Here is a 15,096-nt window from a genome sequence, read left to right as displayed (position 1 = left end):
ACGCCCGTTCGCTAGCCTTTTGTCGCAGCTCAGGACATGCACCTGGGCATACGCCGTATAGTGGCGACTTGATGGCGCCAGTAATCGGTTTTTTTCGCTCAGGCTTTGCCCGGCGCGGCCGATTAACTTTCTGATGCCACGGGTCGCGCGGTTGCTAGACGGCCGCGCAGCGCAATCTATAAAAACAAATGGAGCCGCATGGATGTTGCATTCTGCCACTCGACTGTTCGTTGATCTTTCCGTAGGCAAGAAACTTCTGGTCGGTTTTGGCCTGGTACTGCTGTTGACCGTTGCCGTGACGGCCAGCGGCTTCGTCGCCGTACAGGCGGTGATGAAAGGCCATGCCCAGTCCGTGTCGCTGTCAACCATCGACGCGCAAATACTCGGAGCCAGGCGCATTGAACGTGACTACGCGATCAGCCATAGCGACGCCGATGCGCAGCGCATGCGCGAGCAGCTCGCCAAGGTGCGTAGCGGGCTGGCCGAGCATATCGCCAGCGCTAGCCCTGCCGAGCGCGAGCGCCTGCAGGCCATGGACGCCGCTACCACCGACTACCTGCAACAGTTCGATGCCAGCGTGCAGCAGCAGGTACGCGCCCATGAAGCGCGCAAGCAGATGGACGACGCGGCCCAGGAGGCGCGCAGCCAGTTCGAGATGATCGAGCTGGGCATGTACGACGCCGTGCGCGAACTGCGCCTGGCCGGCGACCAGCTGCGCGGCAGCGATCCGCTGACCCTGGCGGAAACCGCCTCCAACCTCAGCAAGCGCATGCTCGAACTGCGCAGCTACGAAAGCCAGTTCATCATCGATGGTTCGGCAACGGCACTGGAAAACTGGAATTACGTCAGCTACGACCTGCAGTCCTCAGCCAGTGGTTTGATGGTCTGGCTCGACGACGACCAGAAACGTGCCATCGAAGCCGCCCTGGCGGCGCTGACCAACTACCAGCAGGCGTTCACCAACTTCCAGCAGGTGCACGAGCAGAGCCTGGCCAGCGACGCCGCCATGCTCAAGCAGGCCGACCAGGTGCTGGCCCTGGCGGAGCAGGCCAAGGGCATCGAAGAACAGGCCATGAGTGACGACAGCCGCAACGCCATGCTGCTGCTTGGCAGCATGGGCATCGCGGCGGTGCTACTCGGCCTGTTCGCCGCCTTCACCATCAGCCGCTCCATCGTCGCGCCGTTGCGCCAGACCGTGGAGTTCGCGCGGCGAATCGCCGGCGGCGACCTGAGCCAGGATCTGCCGCAGAACCGCCGCGACGAGCTGGGCCAGTTGCTCGAAGCCATGCAGGGCATGACCCGCAGCCTGCGTGACCTGGTCGGGCGGATTGGCAACGGTGTCGGGCAGATCGCGGCGGCCGCCGAGCAGCTGTCGGCCATCACCGCCCAGACCAGTGCCGGCGTGCAGACCCAGAAGGTGGAAACCGAGCAGACCGCCACCGCCATGCACCAGATGGCGGCCACCGTGCAGGAAGTGGCGCAGAACGCCGAGCAGGCCTCGCTGGCCGCTGCCGATGCCGACCGCGAGGCGCAGCAGGGTAACCAGGTAGTGCAGCAGGCCATCGGCCAGATCGGCAAGCTGGCCCAGGAGGTCGAGCAGTCGGCCGAGGCCATGCAGGCACTGAACCAGGAGAGCGGTCGGATCGGCAGCGTGCTGGAAGTGATTCGCGCGGTGGCCGAGCAGACCAACCTGCTGGCGCTCAACGCGGCCATCGAAGCGGCCCGCGCCGGTGACCAGGGCCGCGGCTTCGCGGTGGTTGCCGACGAGGTACGCGCCCTGGCCCGGCGCACCCATGATTCGACCCAGGAAATCGAGAACCTGATCGCCAACCTGCAGCGCCTCGCTGACGGCGCGGCCACGCAGATGGAGGGCAGCCGCGCCCTGACCCAGCGTACTGTTGCCCTGGCCGGCGAGGCGGGTGATGCCCTGGGCCGCATCACCCAGGCGGTAAGCACCATCGAGCAGATGAACCAGCAGATCGCCGCCGCCGCGGAAGAGCAGAGCGCGGTGGCGGAAACCATCAGTGAGAGCGTCACCCGGGTGCGCGATATCGGCGAACAGAGCGCCAGTGCCAGCCAGCAGACCGCCACCTCGAGCGCAGAGCTGGCGCGCCTGGGCGTCGAGCTGCAGGGCCTGGTGCGGCAGTTCAGAACCTGAGGTGGTAGCTGCCTGGGAAGAGATTTCCCGGGTATCGCTGCGCTTAAACCCGGGCAGGGGGTTGGATTTAAGTCGCGGTCTGGATTGCTAGCCCGGGTTGAGCCTGCGATACCCGTGGAGGTTTCCCGCGTACCGCAGCGGTAGGCCGAACGCCGTTACAGCGCTGGGTCGCCTTAATCGGTCGTGGAACTGCGGCTTTGCGGCCCGGGGCCAATTGGCCATCTGACGAACCCTCAGCGTGTGGATTGCGGCTCAGCTCGCTGGCCCACGAGGCCAGCGGCACGGGCGTCGCCGGCTGCCAGATGCGTTGCCAAAGCAGGGCCAGGCGCTGCATGTCGCCGCGCTCGGTGGGCCAGCGTTCGATATAGGGCTGTACCTGCCAGGCGCCGTTCTGCCAGTGGGCGAAGTCGAAGCGGAACGGGTGGAAGCCGGTCATGCCCAGGCGAATGTCGGTGACTACCAGGTGATCGCCGATGTGGTCATAACGCAGCACGTCATTGGTGAACCACTTCAGCCGCTGATGGGCAGGTGAATCCTCCAGAGCCTCGGCCAGCGCTGCGCCACGCGGCATCTTTTCCAGCACTGGCGGCGCGCTGTCGAACCAGCCGACCAGTGCCTCGTGATAATCCTCGCCCTCGATCGCCACCACGCGCCACAGCAGGGTGTTGAAGGGCGTCGGCGAGCTGAAGATGGCCTCCGCCTCGATACCCTGGCGCGCCAGTTCCTGCTCGACGCGGTGCTCGGCCATGTACTTGCCACCCAGGGTCGAGGCGAGATAGACCGTGGAAAACGCCAGAGCCCAGTTGACCAGCGGATTGGCATTGTCCTTCAGGCCGGCGATCAGCCCGTAGATCACCGCCCCCAGCAGCGGCAGGCTGTAGATCGGGTCGATGATGAAGATGCTCGACCAGGCTGCCGGCGTCGGCGCGAACGGCCAGAGCAACTGGGTGCCGTAGCTGGTGAAGGCATCGAGAATGGGGTGGGTGATCAGCACCAGCCAGATGGCCAGGAACAATCGCCGTGACGAGTAGCCGGGATTGGGTCGCCATTGTCGCAGCAGCCAGGTCAGCAGCAGGGCGAGGCCGGTCAGCACGAACAGCGAATGGCTGAAGCCGCGGTGGTAGGTCATGGCGGCCACCGAATCGCCATAGTCGATGACCACGTCCAGGTCCGGCAGGGTACCCAGCACGGCGCCATACAGCAGAGCCTTGCGTCCCTGCCAGCGCCCCAGCAGTGCGCCCTGTATGCTGGCGCCAAGTACGGCCTGGGTGATCGAATCCATGGTTGTTCTCGTGAGCTGTTGGAGGCGGTCGCTTAACTTACTCGAGCGCCTCCGCGGGCGTGGAGGGAAATTTCAAGCAAAGGTTTCAGCCATGTCGGCGTCTACCCTGGGCTATCCTGCACGCCCACCGCAAACAAGGCGCCCCATGCTGGTCATCTCCAACAGCGTTCATCTGCCCGAAGATGAAGTCGAACTCACTGCCATTCGCGCCCAGGGGGCCGGCGGGCAGAACGTCAACAAGGTGTCCAGCGCCATGCACCTGCGCTTCGACAGCCAGGCGTCGTCATTGCCACCGTTCTACAAGGAACGGCTGTTGGCGCTGCGCGACAGCCGCATCACCGCCGATGGCGTGGTGATCATCAAGGCCCAGCAATACCGCACCCAGGAGCAGAACCGTGCCGATGCCCTGGAGCGCCTGGCCGAGCTCATCCGTTCAGCCGGCAAGACCGAAAAGGCCCGCCGCCCGACCAAGCCGACCCTGGGTTCCAAGAAGCGTCGGCTGGAAGGCAAGACCAAGCGTGGGGCGATCAAGGCGGGCCGGGGCAAGGTCGACTTCTAGAGGACTGTTCATAATCGTTCAGCCCGGGCTCGCGGATTCTGGCAGCCAAGTGGCGAAAGCAGCCATTTGCAGTGGTGGGCTAAAGCCCACCCTACAGATCGTGCCAGCCTCGTAGGGTGGGCCGGGCGGCGATCCGCTTCAGCCCACCAATATGAGCAGGTTTGAATCGCAACACGACCGGCCGCTTCTGCCTTGTAGTTGCCGCTTCAGGTGCATAAACGTGAACAGGCTCTGAGCCGGGCATTCAATCCCAACGCGGTGCGAAGTCCGGATTGGCCAGGCGTTCGCCGCGTTCCAGCCCGGCGATGGCGGCCATGTCCCCATCGCTGAGATGCAGCTTCAGAGCACCCAGGTTGCTCTCCAGGTTGGCGCGTTTGGTCGACGACGGAATCACTGCGAAGCCCTGCTGCAGCGCCCAGGCCAGCGCCACCTGGGCCGGGTTGGCGGCGTGCCGGCCGGCGATGTCCTGAATCACCGGATCGGTCATTACCTTGCCATAGGCCAGCGGCATATAAGCGGTCAGGTGAATGCCGTGTTCCTGAGCGAAGGCGACCACCTTGCGGTTCTGCAGGAAGGGGTGGATCTCTACCTGGTGGGTGGCGATCTGGTCGGGCCCCGTCACTTCCATGGCCTGCTGCAGATGGGCGTTGGTGAAGTTCGACACGCCCAGATGCGCGGCCAGGCCGGCCGCCTTGGCTTCCAGCAGCGCCGCCATGTATTCGGCAACCTGGATTTCATCGTTCGGCGATGGCCAGTGAATCAGGGTCAGGTCCACCTGCTCCAGGCGCAGCTTGCGCAGGCTCTCCTCAAGGCTGGGGATCAGCTTGTCGGCGCCCAGGTTATCGACCCAGATCTTGGTGGTGACGAACAGCTCGCTGCGCGCCACGCCGCTTTCGGCGATGGCCTGGCCGACCTCTGCCTCGTTGCCGTAGATCTGCGCGGTATCAATATGTCGGTAGCCGAGCTCCAGGCCGTTGCGTACCGAGTCGATGACCTGCTGCTCCTTGAGGCGATAGGTGCCAAGGCCGAGGGCGGGAATCTGGTGCATATGTCGCTCCTTTGAAAAGGGTGGCTGTCTGTAGCTGACCGCACTGCCCGAGGGTGGTTTCGCGTTTCTTGGAGCAGTGTGTGCCATGGACTTGTGCGGAAAAACCGCGTTTCATGGCAAACATATTTGCTCCATGGTCACGAATACCGTCATGAAAACCTCCCTCGACGAACTCCTTGCCTTCTGCACCGTGGTCGCCGCCGGCTCGATCAGCGCCGCCGCGCAGCAGCTGGGGCAAACCGCCTCGGGTATCAGTCGCGCCCTCAGCCGGCTGGAAGAAAAGCTCGACGTCACCCTGCTGCAGCGCACCACCCGGCGCCTGGAACTGACCGAAGAGGGGCAGGCCTTCCTGCTGCAGGCGCGGCGCATCATTGCCAGCGTCGAGGAGGCCGAAGAGCAGATGCGCATGCGCCGGCAAACGCCGGCCGGGCGGCTGCGCGTCAACGCCGCCGCGCCCTTCGTGCTGCATGCGGTGGTGCCGCTGATCAAGGGCTTTCGCGAGCGCTACCCGAACATCGAGCTGGAGCTGCACAGCAGCGACCAGATCATCGACCTGATCGAGCAGCGCACCGATGTGGCCATTCGTATCGGCCCGCTGCGCGACTCGACCTTGCATGCGCGGCCGCTGGGCAGCAGTCGCCTCCGGGTGCTGGCCAGCCCAGATTACCTCGCTGCCCACGGCACGCCCGATAGCGTCGAGGCGTTGCAAGGCCACAGCCTGCTTGGCTTCACCCAGCCCGATAGCCTCAACCATTGGCCGCTGCGCCACGCCGGCGGCGAGCGGTTGGGCATCGTGCCGAGCCTGCAGGCCTCCAGCGGTGAAACCTTGCGGCAATTGGCGCTTGAGGGGGTTGGTATCGTCTGCCTGGCAGACTTCATGACCTACCAGGACCGCGAGCGCGGCGAGCTGCTGCAGGTTCTCGCCGAGCACACCGTGGAGGTTCGCCAGCCGATCCACGCGGTGTACTACCGCAACACTGCGCTCACCTCGCGCATCACCTGTTTTCTCGATTACCTGAGCAGTGAGTTGAGCACTATGGCGTGAGCTGATTCGCGATGAAAAGCGGCCTTGCTACGGGTTTGCTTCAGGTGGCTTCAAGCCGCGTTACCACTGGCCTGCAGGGTAGGGCGAACAAGTTGCGGATATAGGCGGAACTGGCTGTGTGCCACATGGGTCTAGGATGATGGTTGATAAGGAGATACCAAAATGACCAAGTCCCCGTTCTTTCGTCGTCTGGCTGCCATGCTGGCAGTGTTCCATGTCCTGATGATCGCCCAGGTTCCACTCGCCAATGCCGCGATGATCGGCACGGGTGAAGTGCTGACCGAACAGCAACAGCAGGTCGACCGTCAGCAACTGTTGTCGATGCTCGATGATCAGCAGGTCAAGGACAAGCTGCTTGCCATGGGTGTGGAGCGTGATCAGGTAGAGAACCGCATCAACAACCTGACCAGCGCCGAACTCGCGCAATTCAACCAGCAACTGTCTGAGGCTCCGGCTGGCGCCGGTATCGTGGGCATCATCGTGTTGTTCTTGGTGATCTTCATCATCACCGATATGCTCTGCGCCACCGACATCTTCAGTTTCGTGAAATGCGTAAATCGTTAAGACTGCTCTCCGCTTCACTTCTGATCGTCCTGCTCAGTGCATGCGCCAGGTCCCCGGTGTTGTCACCGGAGGCCCAGCGCCTGCCTGAGCGGGTCGAGCTCAGCAGTGTTCCCTTCTACCCGCAGACCGCCTATCAGTGTGGGCCGGCCGCCCTGGCGACCATGCTCAACCAGCGTGGTGTGCTGACCACCCCCGGTTTCCTGCAGGACCAGGTGTACATTCCTGGCCGTGAAGGCAGCCTGCAGGTCGAGATGGTCGCCGCGGCGCGAGCCCATGACCTGCTGGTTTACCCGCTCAAGCCCAAACTCGATGCGCTGCTTGCCGAAGTAGCTGCCGGCAACCCCGTGCTGGTGCTGCAGAACCTGGCATTCAACTGGTATCCGCAGTGGCATTTCGCAGTGCTGGTGGGCTACGACCGCCGTGAGGAAACGCTGATCCTGCGTTCGGGTACCACGCGGCGCTGGGTGACCTCGTTCGCCGCCTTCGAGAAGACCTGGGCGCGTGGCAATCGCTGGGCGGTGGTGACCCTGCCGCCGGACACCTTGCCAGCCACGGCCGAGCCGACCGTGTGGCTCAAGGCCGCGGCGGATCTGGAAGAGGTCGGCCGCAAGGATGTCGCCCAGCACGCCTACCGCACCGCGACCCAGCGCTGGCCCGAGCAGGCAGTGGCCTGGTTCGCCCTGGCCAACAGCCGCTACGCCGGTGGCGACCTGCGCGGTGCCGAAGCGGCATTTCGCGAAAGCGTCAGCCGCCAGGCGAATTTCGCACCGGGCTGGTTCAACCTCTCCCAGGTGCTCGACGAGCGCGGCTGCAAGGCCGAGGCCGCCAGTGCTCGGCAGTGCGCCCAGCGCCTGAAACCGGATGACAAGCGCTTCACTGTCACCGGCAAGCAGGGTAGCGTCAGTGAGCAGTGCGCGGCGCCTGTGGTCTGTCCGGTTCAGTAGCGATTGATGCGGGAAAACAAACGGCGCTCATCGAGCGCCGTTTTTTGTTTGTGTGTCGAAAATAGATTAGGGCGACTCCCGCATATAGTCGGAAGCGGCTTAATTGTGGGAGCGGGCCATGTCCGCGATTTATTTTCGCGGGCATGAACTAGGCGTCCCCGCCCGCTCCCACGGAAGATCATCGCTCCCCGTAATTTACCGTAGGATGGGCGTAGCCCATCAATAACCGCACACGAGATACGAGGCTGACCCATGGCACGCCTTCCACATAAGTGCTGAGTCGTAGCCTGGATCGAGCGAAGCGATACCCGGGAACAAGAGCTGGCATTCCCACGGTGAGGGCAGGGGGGCTACGCACCTCAAATCAAAAAAACTCAGTTTTTTTAGTCAGTTAGGGAAAAAAGGTGTTGACTCTTTTTCGCGGCTCCGTAGAATGCGCACCCACAGCAGGCACATAGCTCAGTTGGTTAGAGCACCACCTTGACATGGTGGGGGTCGTTGGTTCGAATCCAATTGTGCCTACCAAATTCTTTAAATGGTCGCTTAGGCGGCCATTTTTTTTGCTCGTCTTTTTTGCGTTTAGGTTGTGAGCCGCGCTCGCCATTTCGGAAATTTTCGAAAATGGCCAGTTTGCCTTGTCAGGCCCGCTCGATTCTGAAAGCATCCACTGTTTCACACCTTCCAGTGACTGCGGTTCGTTCTCGGTTGGCCTCACGGCCCCTGCCTCTGTATGGCAGATACGCCACCGAATCGCTTACTGGCTCATCCCAACCCATGTGGCCTTTGGTAGAGGTCACCACTAGGAGAGGAGGCGCCATGCCCACCATTACTCTTCCCGATGGCAGTCAGCGTTCGTTCGATCACCCGGTATCCGTACTCGAAGTGGCGCAATCCATTGGCGCCGGCCTGGCCAAGGCCACCGTTGCCGGCAAGGTCGACGGCCGTCTGGTCGACGCCTGCGACCTGATCGAAAACGATGCGACCCTGCAGATCATCACGCCGAAGGATGCGGAGGGTGTCGAGATCATCCGTCACTCCTGTGCCCATCTGGTCGGTCATGCGGTCAAGCAGCTGTACCCGACCGCGCGCATGGTCATCGGCCCGGTCATCGACGATGGCTTCTATTACGACATCGCCTACGAGCGCCCCTTCACGCCGGATGACGTCACCGCCATCGAAGCGCGCATGAAGGAGCTGATCGACAAGGACTACGACGTCATCAAGAAGGTGACGCCGCGCGCCGAGGTCATCGAGGTGTTCAAGTCCCGCAATGAGGACTACAAGCTGCGCCTGGTCGATGACATGCCGGACGAGCAGGCCATGGGTCTGTACTACCACGAAGAGTACGTGGACATGTGCCGTGGCCCGCACGTGCCCAACACCCGCTTCCTCAAGGCATTCAAGCTGACCAAGCTGTCCGGTGCCTACTGGCGTGGCGATGCCAAGAACGAGCAGCTGCAGCGCGTCTACGGCACCGCCTGGGCGGACAAGAAGCAGCTGGCGGCCTACATCCAGCGCATCGAAGAGGCCGAGAAGCGCGATCACCGCAAGATTGGCAAGCAGCTCGATCTGTTCCACCTGCAGGAAGAAGCGCCGGGCATGGTGTTCTGGCACGCCAACGGCTGGACCGTCTACCAGGTGCTCGAGCAGTACATGCGCCAGGTGCAGCGCGAGAACGGTTATTCGGAAATCAAGACCCCGCAGGTCGTCGATCGCATCCTTTGGGAGCGCTCCGGCCACTGGTCCAACTACGCCGAGAACATGTTCACCACCTCCTCGGAAAGCCGCGACTACGCGGTGAAGCCGATGAACTGCCCTTGCCACGTGCAGGTATTCAACCAGGGCCTGAAGTCCTACCGCGACCTGCCGCTGCGCCTCGCCGAGTTCGGCGCCTGCCACCGCAACGAGCCGTCCGGCGCGCTACACGGCATCATGCGCGTGCGTGGCTTCGTGCAGGACGATGCGCACATCTTCTGCACCGAAGAACAGGTGAAGAAGGAAGCGGCCGATTTCATCAAGCTGACCCTGGACGTCTACAAGGACTTCGGCTTCACCGACATCGCCATGAAGCTGTCGACTCGCCCGGCCAAGCGCGTGGGTTCCGAAGAGTTGTGGGATCGCGCCGAAGGCGCGCTGGCCGATGCGCTGAACGAATCCGGTCTGGAGTGGGAATACCAGCCGGGCGAGGGCGCGTTCTACGGCCCGAAGATCGAGTTCACCCTGCGTGACTGCCTCGGCCGTAACTGGCAGTGCGGCACCCTGCAGTACGACCCGAACCTGCCGGAGCGCCTGGACGCCAGCTACATCGCCGAAGACAATAGCCGTGTGCGCCCGGTCATGCTGCACCGCGCCATCCTCGGTTCCTTCGAGCGTTTCATCGGCATGCTGATCGAGCACTACGCCGGCGTGTTCCCGGCCTGGCTGGCGCCGACCCAGGCGGTGATCATGAATATCACCGACAAGCAGGCCGATTTCGCCCTCGAGGTGGAAAAAACGTTGAATCAAAACGGATTTCGTGCCAAGTCAGACTTGAGGAACGAGAAGATTGGCTTTAAAATCCGCGAGCATACTTTGCTCAAGGTTCCCTATCTGCTGGTGATCGGCGATCGGGAAGTCGAGACAAGAACTGTCGCTGTGCGCACTCGTGAGGGTGCCGATCTGGGCTCCATGCCCGTCGCTCAATTCACTGAATTGCTCGCGCAAGCGGTTTCCCGGCGTGGTCGCCAAGAATTGGAGTAATCATTATTAAGCGTGATATGAGACAAGATAAACGAGGCGCCCCGAAGGCTCCGATCAACGAGAATATCTCGGCACGCGAGGTTCGGTTAATTGGCGCTGACGGTGAGCAAATTGGCATCGTCTCTATTGATGAAGCGCTTAGGATCGCTGAAGAGGCCAAGCTGGACCTGGTAGAAATCTCTGCCGACGCCCAGCCGCCTGTGTGCAGGATCATGGACTACGGCAAGCACCTCTTCGAGAAGAAGAAGCAAGCTGCCATTGCCAAGAAGAACCAGCACCAGCAGCAGATCAAGGAAATCAAGTTTCGTCCAGGGACGGAAGAAGGGGATTACCAGGTAAAACTACGCAACCTGGTACGTTTCCTGATGGAAGGGGACAAGGCCAAGATCTCTCTGAGATTCCGTGGTCGTGAGATGGCCCACCAGGAGCTGGGGATGGAACTGTTGAAGCGGGTCGAAGCCGACCTCGCCGAACACGGTACCGTCGAACAGCATCCTAAGATGGAAGGACGCCAGCTAATGATGGTCATCGCTCCCAAACGCAAGAAATAACCTCCAGGGCACGGCAGGCCTTATGGTTATCTATATCAACTGAATGCGGAGTTACGAACATGCCAAAGATGAAAACCAAGAGCGGCGCTGCCAAGCGCTTTCTCAAAACGGCAGCGGGCTTCAAGCACAAGCATGCTTTCAAGAGCCACATCCTGACCAAGATGTCCACCAAGCGTAAGCGTCAACTTCGCGGTAGCGAGCTGATGCATCCGTCGGACAAAGCTAAAGTCGAGCGCATGCTGCGCGTTCGTTAATCGGTCAAGATAGAGGAAATTACTCATGGCTCGTGTTAAGCGTGGCGTTATCGCTCGTGCTCGTCACAAAAAAATTCTGAAACTGGCTAAAGGCTACTACGGCGCACGTTCGCGTGTATTCCGTGTTGCCAAGCAGGCTGTCATCAAGGCGGGTCAATACGCCTACCGTGACCGTCGCCAGAAGAAGCGTCAGTTCCGCGCTCTGTGGATCGCTCGTATCAACGCTGGTGCGCGCATCAACGGTCTGTCCTACAGCCGTCTGATCGCTGGCCTGAAAAAAGCGTCGATCGAAATCGACCGCAAGGTTCTGGCTGATCTGGCAGTGAACGAAAAAGCGGCGTTTGCTGCGATTGTCGAGAAAGCGAAAGCCGTACTGGCTTAAGTCCCCGACAATCACCGGGTTTCCCGGTGCACTAGAGGCGACAGGCGTAACCCGCAGGTCGACTCTAAACGTCATCGACAGGGGAAGAGCCTTCAAGCTCTTCCCCTGTTTCGTATCTGGAGTCTGTAAATGGAAAATCTGGATGTGCTGGTCTCGCAAGCGCTCGAGGCTGTCAGTCACACCGACGATGTGAACGCCCTGGAACAACTGCGGGTTCACTATCTGGGCAAGAAAGGCGAGCTGACCCAGGTCATGAAGACTCTGGGCAACCTGTCTGCCGAAGAACGCCCCAAGGCGGGCGCGCTGATCAACTCGGCCAAGGAGCGCGTCCAGGACGCCCTCAACAGCCGTAAGGAAATTCTCGAGTCGGCTGCGCTGAGTGCCAAGCTCGCGGCCGAACGTATCGATGTCACCCTGCCGGGCCGTGGCCAGGCATCCGGTGGTTTGCATCCGGTAACCCGTACCCTGGAGCGCGTAGAGCAATTCTTTACGCGCATTGGTTACGGCATCGCCGAAGGCCCGGAAGTGGAGAACGACTACCACAACTTCGAGGCGCTCAACATTCCGGGCCATCACCCGGCGCGTGCCATGCACGACACATTCTATTTCAACGCCAACATGCTGCTGCGCACCCACACCTCGCCGGTTCAGGTGCGCACCATGGAGTCCCAGCAGCCGCCGATCCGTATCGTCTGCCCGGGCCGCGTGTACCGTTGCGATTCCGATATCACCCACTCGCCGATGTTCCACCAGGTCGAAGGCCTGCTGGTCGACGAGGGCGTGAGCTTCGCCGACCTCAAGGGCACCATCGAGGAATTCCTCCGCGTGTTCTTCGAGAAGCCCCTGGGCGTGCGTTTCCGTCCTTCCTTCTTCCCGTTCACCGAGCCGTCGGCCGAAGTCGACATGCAGTGCGTGATGTGCAGCGGCAAGGGCTGCCGCGTGTGCAAGCAGACCGGCTGGCTGGAGGTCATGGGCTGCGGCATGGTGCACCCGAACGTGCTGCGCATGAGTGGCATCGACCCGGAAAAATACTCCGGCTTCGCCTTCGGCATGGGCGTCGAGCGCCTGGCCATGCTGCGCTACGGCGTCAACGATTTACGGCTGTTCTTCGATAACGATCTGCGGTTCCTGGCGCAATTTCGCTAGTAACGCCCGCACTTTGTAATCGAAATCGATCAGGAGAACAGACAACATGAAATTCAGTGAACAGTGGCTGCGCAGCTGGGTAAGCCCCCAGGCTAGCCGTGACGAACTGGTCGCGCGCCTGTCCATGGCCGGCCTGGAAGTCGACAGCGTCAGCCCGGTGGCCGGTGCCTTCAGCGGCGTGATCGTCGGCGAGGTGCTGAGCACCGAACAGCACCCCGATGCCGACAAACTGCGCGTGTGCCAGGTCAGCAACGGCAGCGAAACCTTCCAGGTGGTGTGCGGCGCGCCCAACGTGCGCCCCGGCCTGAAGATTCCCTTCGCCATGATTGGCGCCGAATTGCCCGGCGACTTCAAGATCAAGAAGGCCAAGCTGCGTGGCGTCGAGTCCAACGGCATGCTCTGCTCGGCCTCCGAGCTGCAGATCAGCGAAGACAACGACGGCCTGCTGGAGCTGCCGGCCGACGCGCCGGTGGGCCAGGACATCCGCGAGTACTTCGAACTCAACGACGTCAGCATCGAGGTCGACCTGACCCCCAACCGCGGTGACTGCCTGTCGCTGGCGGGTCTGGCCCGTGAAGTCGGCGCCCTGTACGACGCCCCGGTCACCCGCCCGCAAATCGCTGCCATCGCCCCGGCCCATGACGAAGTGCGTCCGGTCGAAGTGCTGGCCCCGCAAGCCTGCCCGCGTTACCTGGGCCGTGTGGTGCGCAACGTCGACCTGTCCAAACCGACCCCGCGCTGGATGGTCGAGCGCCTGCGCCGTGCCGACGTGCGCAGCATCGACGCCGCCGTCGACATCACCAACTACGTGATGCTCGAACTCGGCCAGCCGATGCACGCCTTCGACCTGGACGTGATCCAGGGCGGCATTCGCGTGCGCATGGCCGAGGAGGGCGAGAAGCTGGTGCTGCTCGACGGTCAGGAAGTCACCCTGCGCGCCGACACCCTGGTGATCGCCGACCACCAGCGCGCCCTGGCCATCGCCGGCGTGATGGGTGGTGAGCACAGCGGCGTCAGCGACACCACCCGTGATCTGTTCCTGGAAAGCGCCTTCTTCGACACCATCGCCCTGGCTGGCAAGGCCCGTTCCTACGGCCTGCACACCGATTCCTCGCACCGCTTCGAGCGTGGTGTGGATTCGCAGCTGGCTCGCGAAGCCATGGAGCGCGCCACCGCGCTGCTGCTGGAAATCGTCGGCGGCGAAGCCGGCCCGATCATCGAAGCGGTCGACGAGGCGCAGCTGCCGAACGTCGCGCCGATCAGCCTGCGTGCCGAGCGCGTCGAGCAGATGCTCGGCCTCAAGCTCGACGACGCGCTGATCGTCAAGCTGCTCGGCGCTCTCGGCCTGGGCGTAGAAGGTGGAGCAGGGCAGTGGCAGGTCAAGGTGCCGAGCCACCGCTTCGACATCAGCCTGGAAGTCGACCTGATCGAAGAGCTGGCCCGCCTGTACGGCTACAACCGCCTGCCGGTACGTTACCCGCAAGCGCGCCTGGCGCCGCAGACCAAGGCCGAGGCCGTGGCCGACCTGCCGGTGCTGCGTCGCCTGCTGGTGGCCCGTGGTTATCAGGAAGCGATCACCTACAGCTTCATCGATCCCAAGCTGTTCGAACTGTTCAGCCCGGGCGTGCAGCCGCTGACCCTGGCCAACCCGATCTCCGCCGACATGGCCGCCATGCGCGCCTCGCTGTGGCCGGGTCTGGTCAAGGCCGTGGAGCACAACCTCAACCGCCAGCAGTCGCGGGTGCGCCTGTTCGAAAGCGGCCTGCGCTTCGTCGGTCAGCTCGACGAACTGAAGCAGGAGCCGATGCTCGCCGGCGTGATCACCGGCAGCCGCCTGCCGGAAAGCTGGGCACACGGCCGTGACAGCGTCGATTTCTTCGACGCCAAGGCCGACGTGGAAGCCCTGCTGGCCGCTGCGGGTGATGCCGCCAGCTTCGCCTTCGTACCGGGCGAGCACAGTGCGCTGCACCCGGGGCAGACCGCGCGCATCGAGCGTGAAGGGCGCCTAGTCGGCTACCTGGGTGCCATCCACCCGGAACTGGCCAAGATCCTCGGCCTGGATCAACCGCTGTTCCTGTTCGAGCTGCAGCTGAGCGAAATCACCGCGGGCCGCATGCCGGCGTTCAAGGAGCTGTCGCGCTTCCCGGAAGTGCGTCGTGACCTGGCTTTGCTGGTCGACCGTGACGTGCCGGCGCAGAACCTGCTGGCCGACATTCGCGAGCAGGCTGGCGAGTGGCTCACCGACCTCAGGTTGTTTGATGTTTATCAGGGTAAAGGTATTGATCCGCTTAGAAAAAGCCTCGCGGTCGGCTTGACCTGGCAGCATCCATCGCGCACTCTAAATGACGATGAGGTGAGTACAGCCACGCAAAACATCCTCACCTCCCTGGAACAAAGGTTCAACGCCACGTTAAGGAACTAGCG

General features: G+C 62.5%; 12 protein-coding genes, 1 tRNA gene and 1 pseudogene. 12 read left to right on the top strand and 2 right to left on the bottom strand.

The features are described 5' to 3' along the window. The first annotated feature begins 202 nt into the window (after positions 1–202). Positions 203–2,158 (top strand): methyl-accepting chemotaxis protein, encoded by a 1,956-nt coding sequence (locus tag BM154_RS01200; protein ID WP_074879922.1) that lies wholly within the window; start codon positions 203–205, stop codon positions 2,156–2,158. A gap of 247 nt (positions 2,159–2,405) precedes the next feature. On the opposite strand, the pseudogene BM154_RS01195 reads toward BM154_RS01200, so the two are convergent. After that, positions 2,406–3,440: pseudogene (locus BM154_RS01195) on the bottom strand (metal-dependent hydrolase); the annotation flags it as partial. A 145-nt stretch (positions 3,441–3,585) separates the two neighbouring features. On the opposite strand from BM154_RS01195, the gene arfB reads away from it, so the two are divergent. Next, a complete protein-coding gene (gene arfB, locus BM154_RS01190; RefSeq protein WP_074879916.1) occupies positions 3,586–3,999 on the top strand; it encodes an alternative ribosome rescue aminoacyl-tRNA hydrolase ArfB in 414 nt (137 codons plus the stop codon). A gap of 244 nt (positions 4,000–4,243) precedes the next feature. Here arfB and dkgB read toward each other — a convergent pair whose 3' ends face one another. Further along, entirely contained in the window at positions 4,244–5,047 is an 804-nt protein-coding gene (gene dkgB / locus BM154_RS01185; protein ID WP_074879914.1) for a 2,5-didehydrogluconate reductase DkgB, read from the bottom strand. A gap of 151 nt (positions 5,048–5,198) precedes the next feature. On the opposite strand from dkgB, the gene BM154_RS01180 reads away from it, so the two are divergent. From BM154_RS01180 to pheT, 10 genes are all read left to right on the top strand, one after another. Next, positions 5,199–6,092: a LysR family transcriptional regulator gene (locus tag BM154_RS01180; protein WP_074879911.1), complete on the top strand. Its 894-nt coding sequence runs from the start codon at positions 5,199–5,201 to the stop codon at positions 6,090–6,092. Between the two features lie 162 nt (positions 6,093–6,254). Continuing rightward, positions 6,255–6,656, top strand: a complete 402-nt coding sequence (locus BM154_RS01175; RefSeq protein ID WP_074879908.1) for a PA2779 family protein — start codon at positions 6,255–6,257, stop codon at positions 6,654–6,656. Further along, positions 6,641–7,600, top strand: a complete 960-nt coding sequence (locus BM154_RS01170) for a PA2778 family cysteine peptidase (protein WP_074879905.1) — start codon at positions 6,641–6,643, stop codon at positions 7,598–7,600. Before BM154_RS01175 ends, BM154_RS01170 begins: the two co-directional genes overlap by 16 nt. A 448-nt stretch (positions 7,601–8,048) precedes the next feature. Further along, positions 8,049–8,125 (top strand) — tRNA-Val (locus tag BM154_RS01165). Between the two features lie 291 nt (positions 8,126–8,416). Continuing rightward, positions 8,417–10,339, top strand: a complete 1,923-nt coding sequence (gene thrS, locus BM154_RS01160) for a threonine--tRNA ligase (RefSeq protein WP_074879902.1) — start codon at positions 8,417–8,419, stop codon at positions 10,337–10,339. Beyond that, a complete protein-coding gene (infC, locus tag BM154_RS01155; protein ID WP_170833973.1) occupies positions 10,339–10,890 on the top strand; it encodes a translation initiation factor IF-3 in 552 nt (183 codons plus the stop codon). Before thrS ends, infC begins: the two co-directional genes overlap by 1 nt. Before the next feature lie 59 nt (positions 10,891–10,949). Further along, complete coding sequence (gene rpmI / locus BM154_RS01150) at positions 10,950–11,144, top strand: 50S ribosomal protein L35 (RefSeq protein ID WP_013791845.1); 195 nt, start codon at positions 10,950–10,952, stop codon at positions 11,142–11,144. A gap of 25 nt (positions 11,145–11,169) precedes the next feature. Further along, positions 11,170–11,526: a 50S ribosomal protein L20 gene (rplT, locus tag BM154_RS01145; protein ID WP_013791844.1), complete on the top strand. Its 357-nt coding sequence runs from the start codon at positions 11,170–11,172 to the stop codon at positions 11,524–11,526. Positions 11,527–11,655: 129 nt separating this feature from the next. After that, positions 11,656–12,672, top strand: a complete 1,017-nt coding sequence (gene pheS / locus BM154_RS01140; protein ID WP_070883499.1) for a phenylalanine--tRNA ligase subunit alpha — start codon at positions 11,656–11,658, stop codon at positions 12,670–12,672. Between the two features lie 46 nt (positions 12,673–12,718). After that, positions 12,719–15,094 carry a phenylalanine--tRNA ligase subunit beta gene (gene pheT / locus BM154_RS01135; RefSeq protein ID WP_074879899.1) on the top strand — a complete coding sequence of 792 codons (2,376 nt, stop codon included), beginning with the start codon at positions 12,719–12,721 and terminating at the stop codon, positions 15,092–15,094. Positions 15,095–15,096 lie beyond the last annotated feature (2 nt).

The sequence above is a fragment of the Phytopseudomonas argentinensis genome, assembly GCF_900113905.1.
GTDB classification, from domain to species: domain Bacteria; phylum Pseudomonadota; class Gammaproteobacteria; order Pseudomonadales; family Pseudomonadaceae; genus Aquipseudomonas; species Aquipseudomonas argentinensis.
The sequence above is the reverse complement of the archived record's forward strand: the minus strand, read 5'-3'. Positions and strand labels throughout refer to the sequence as shown.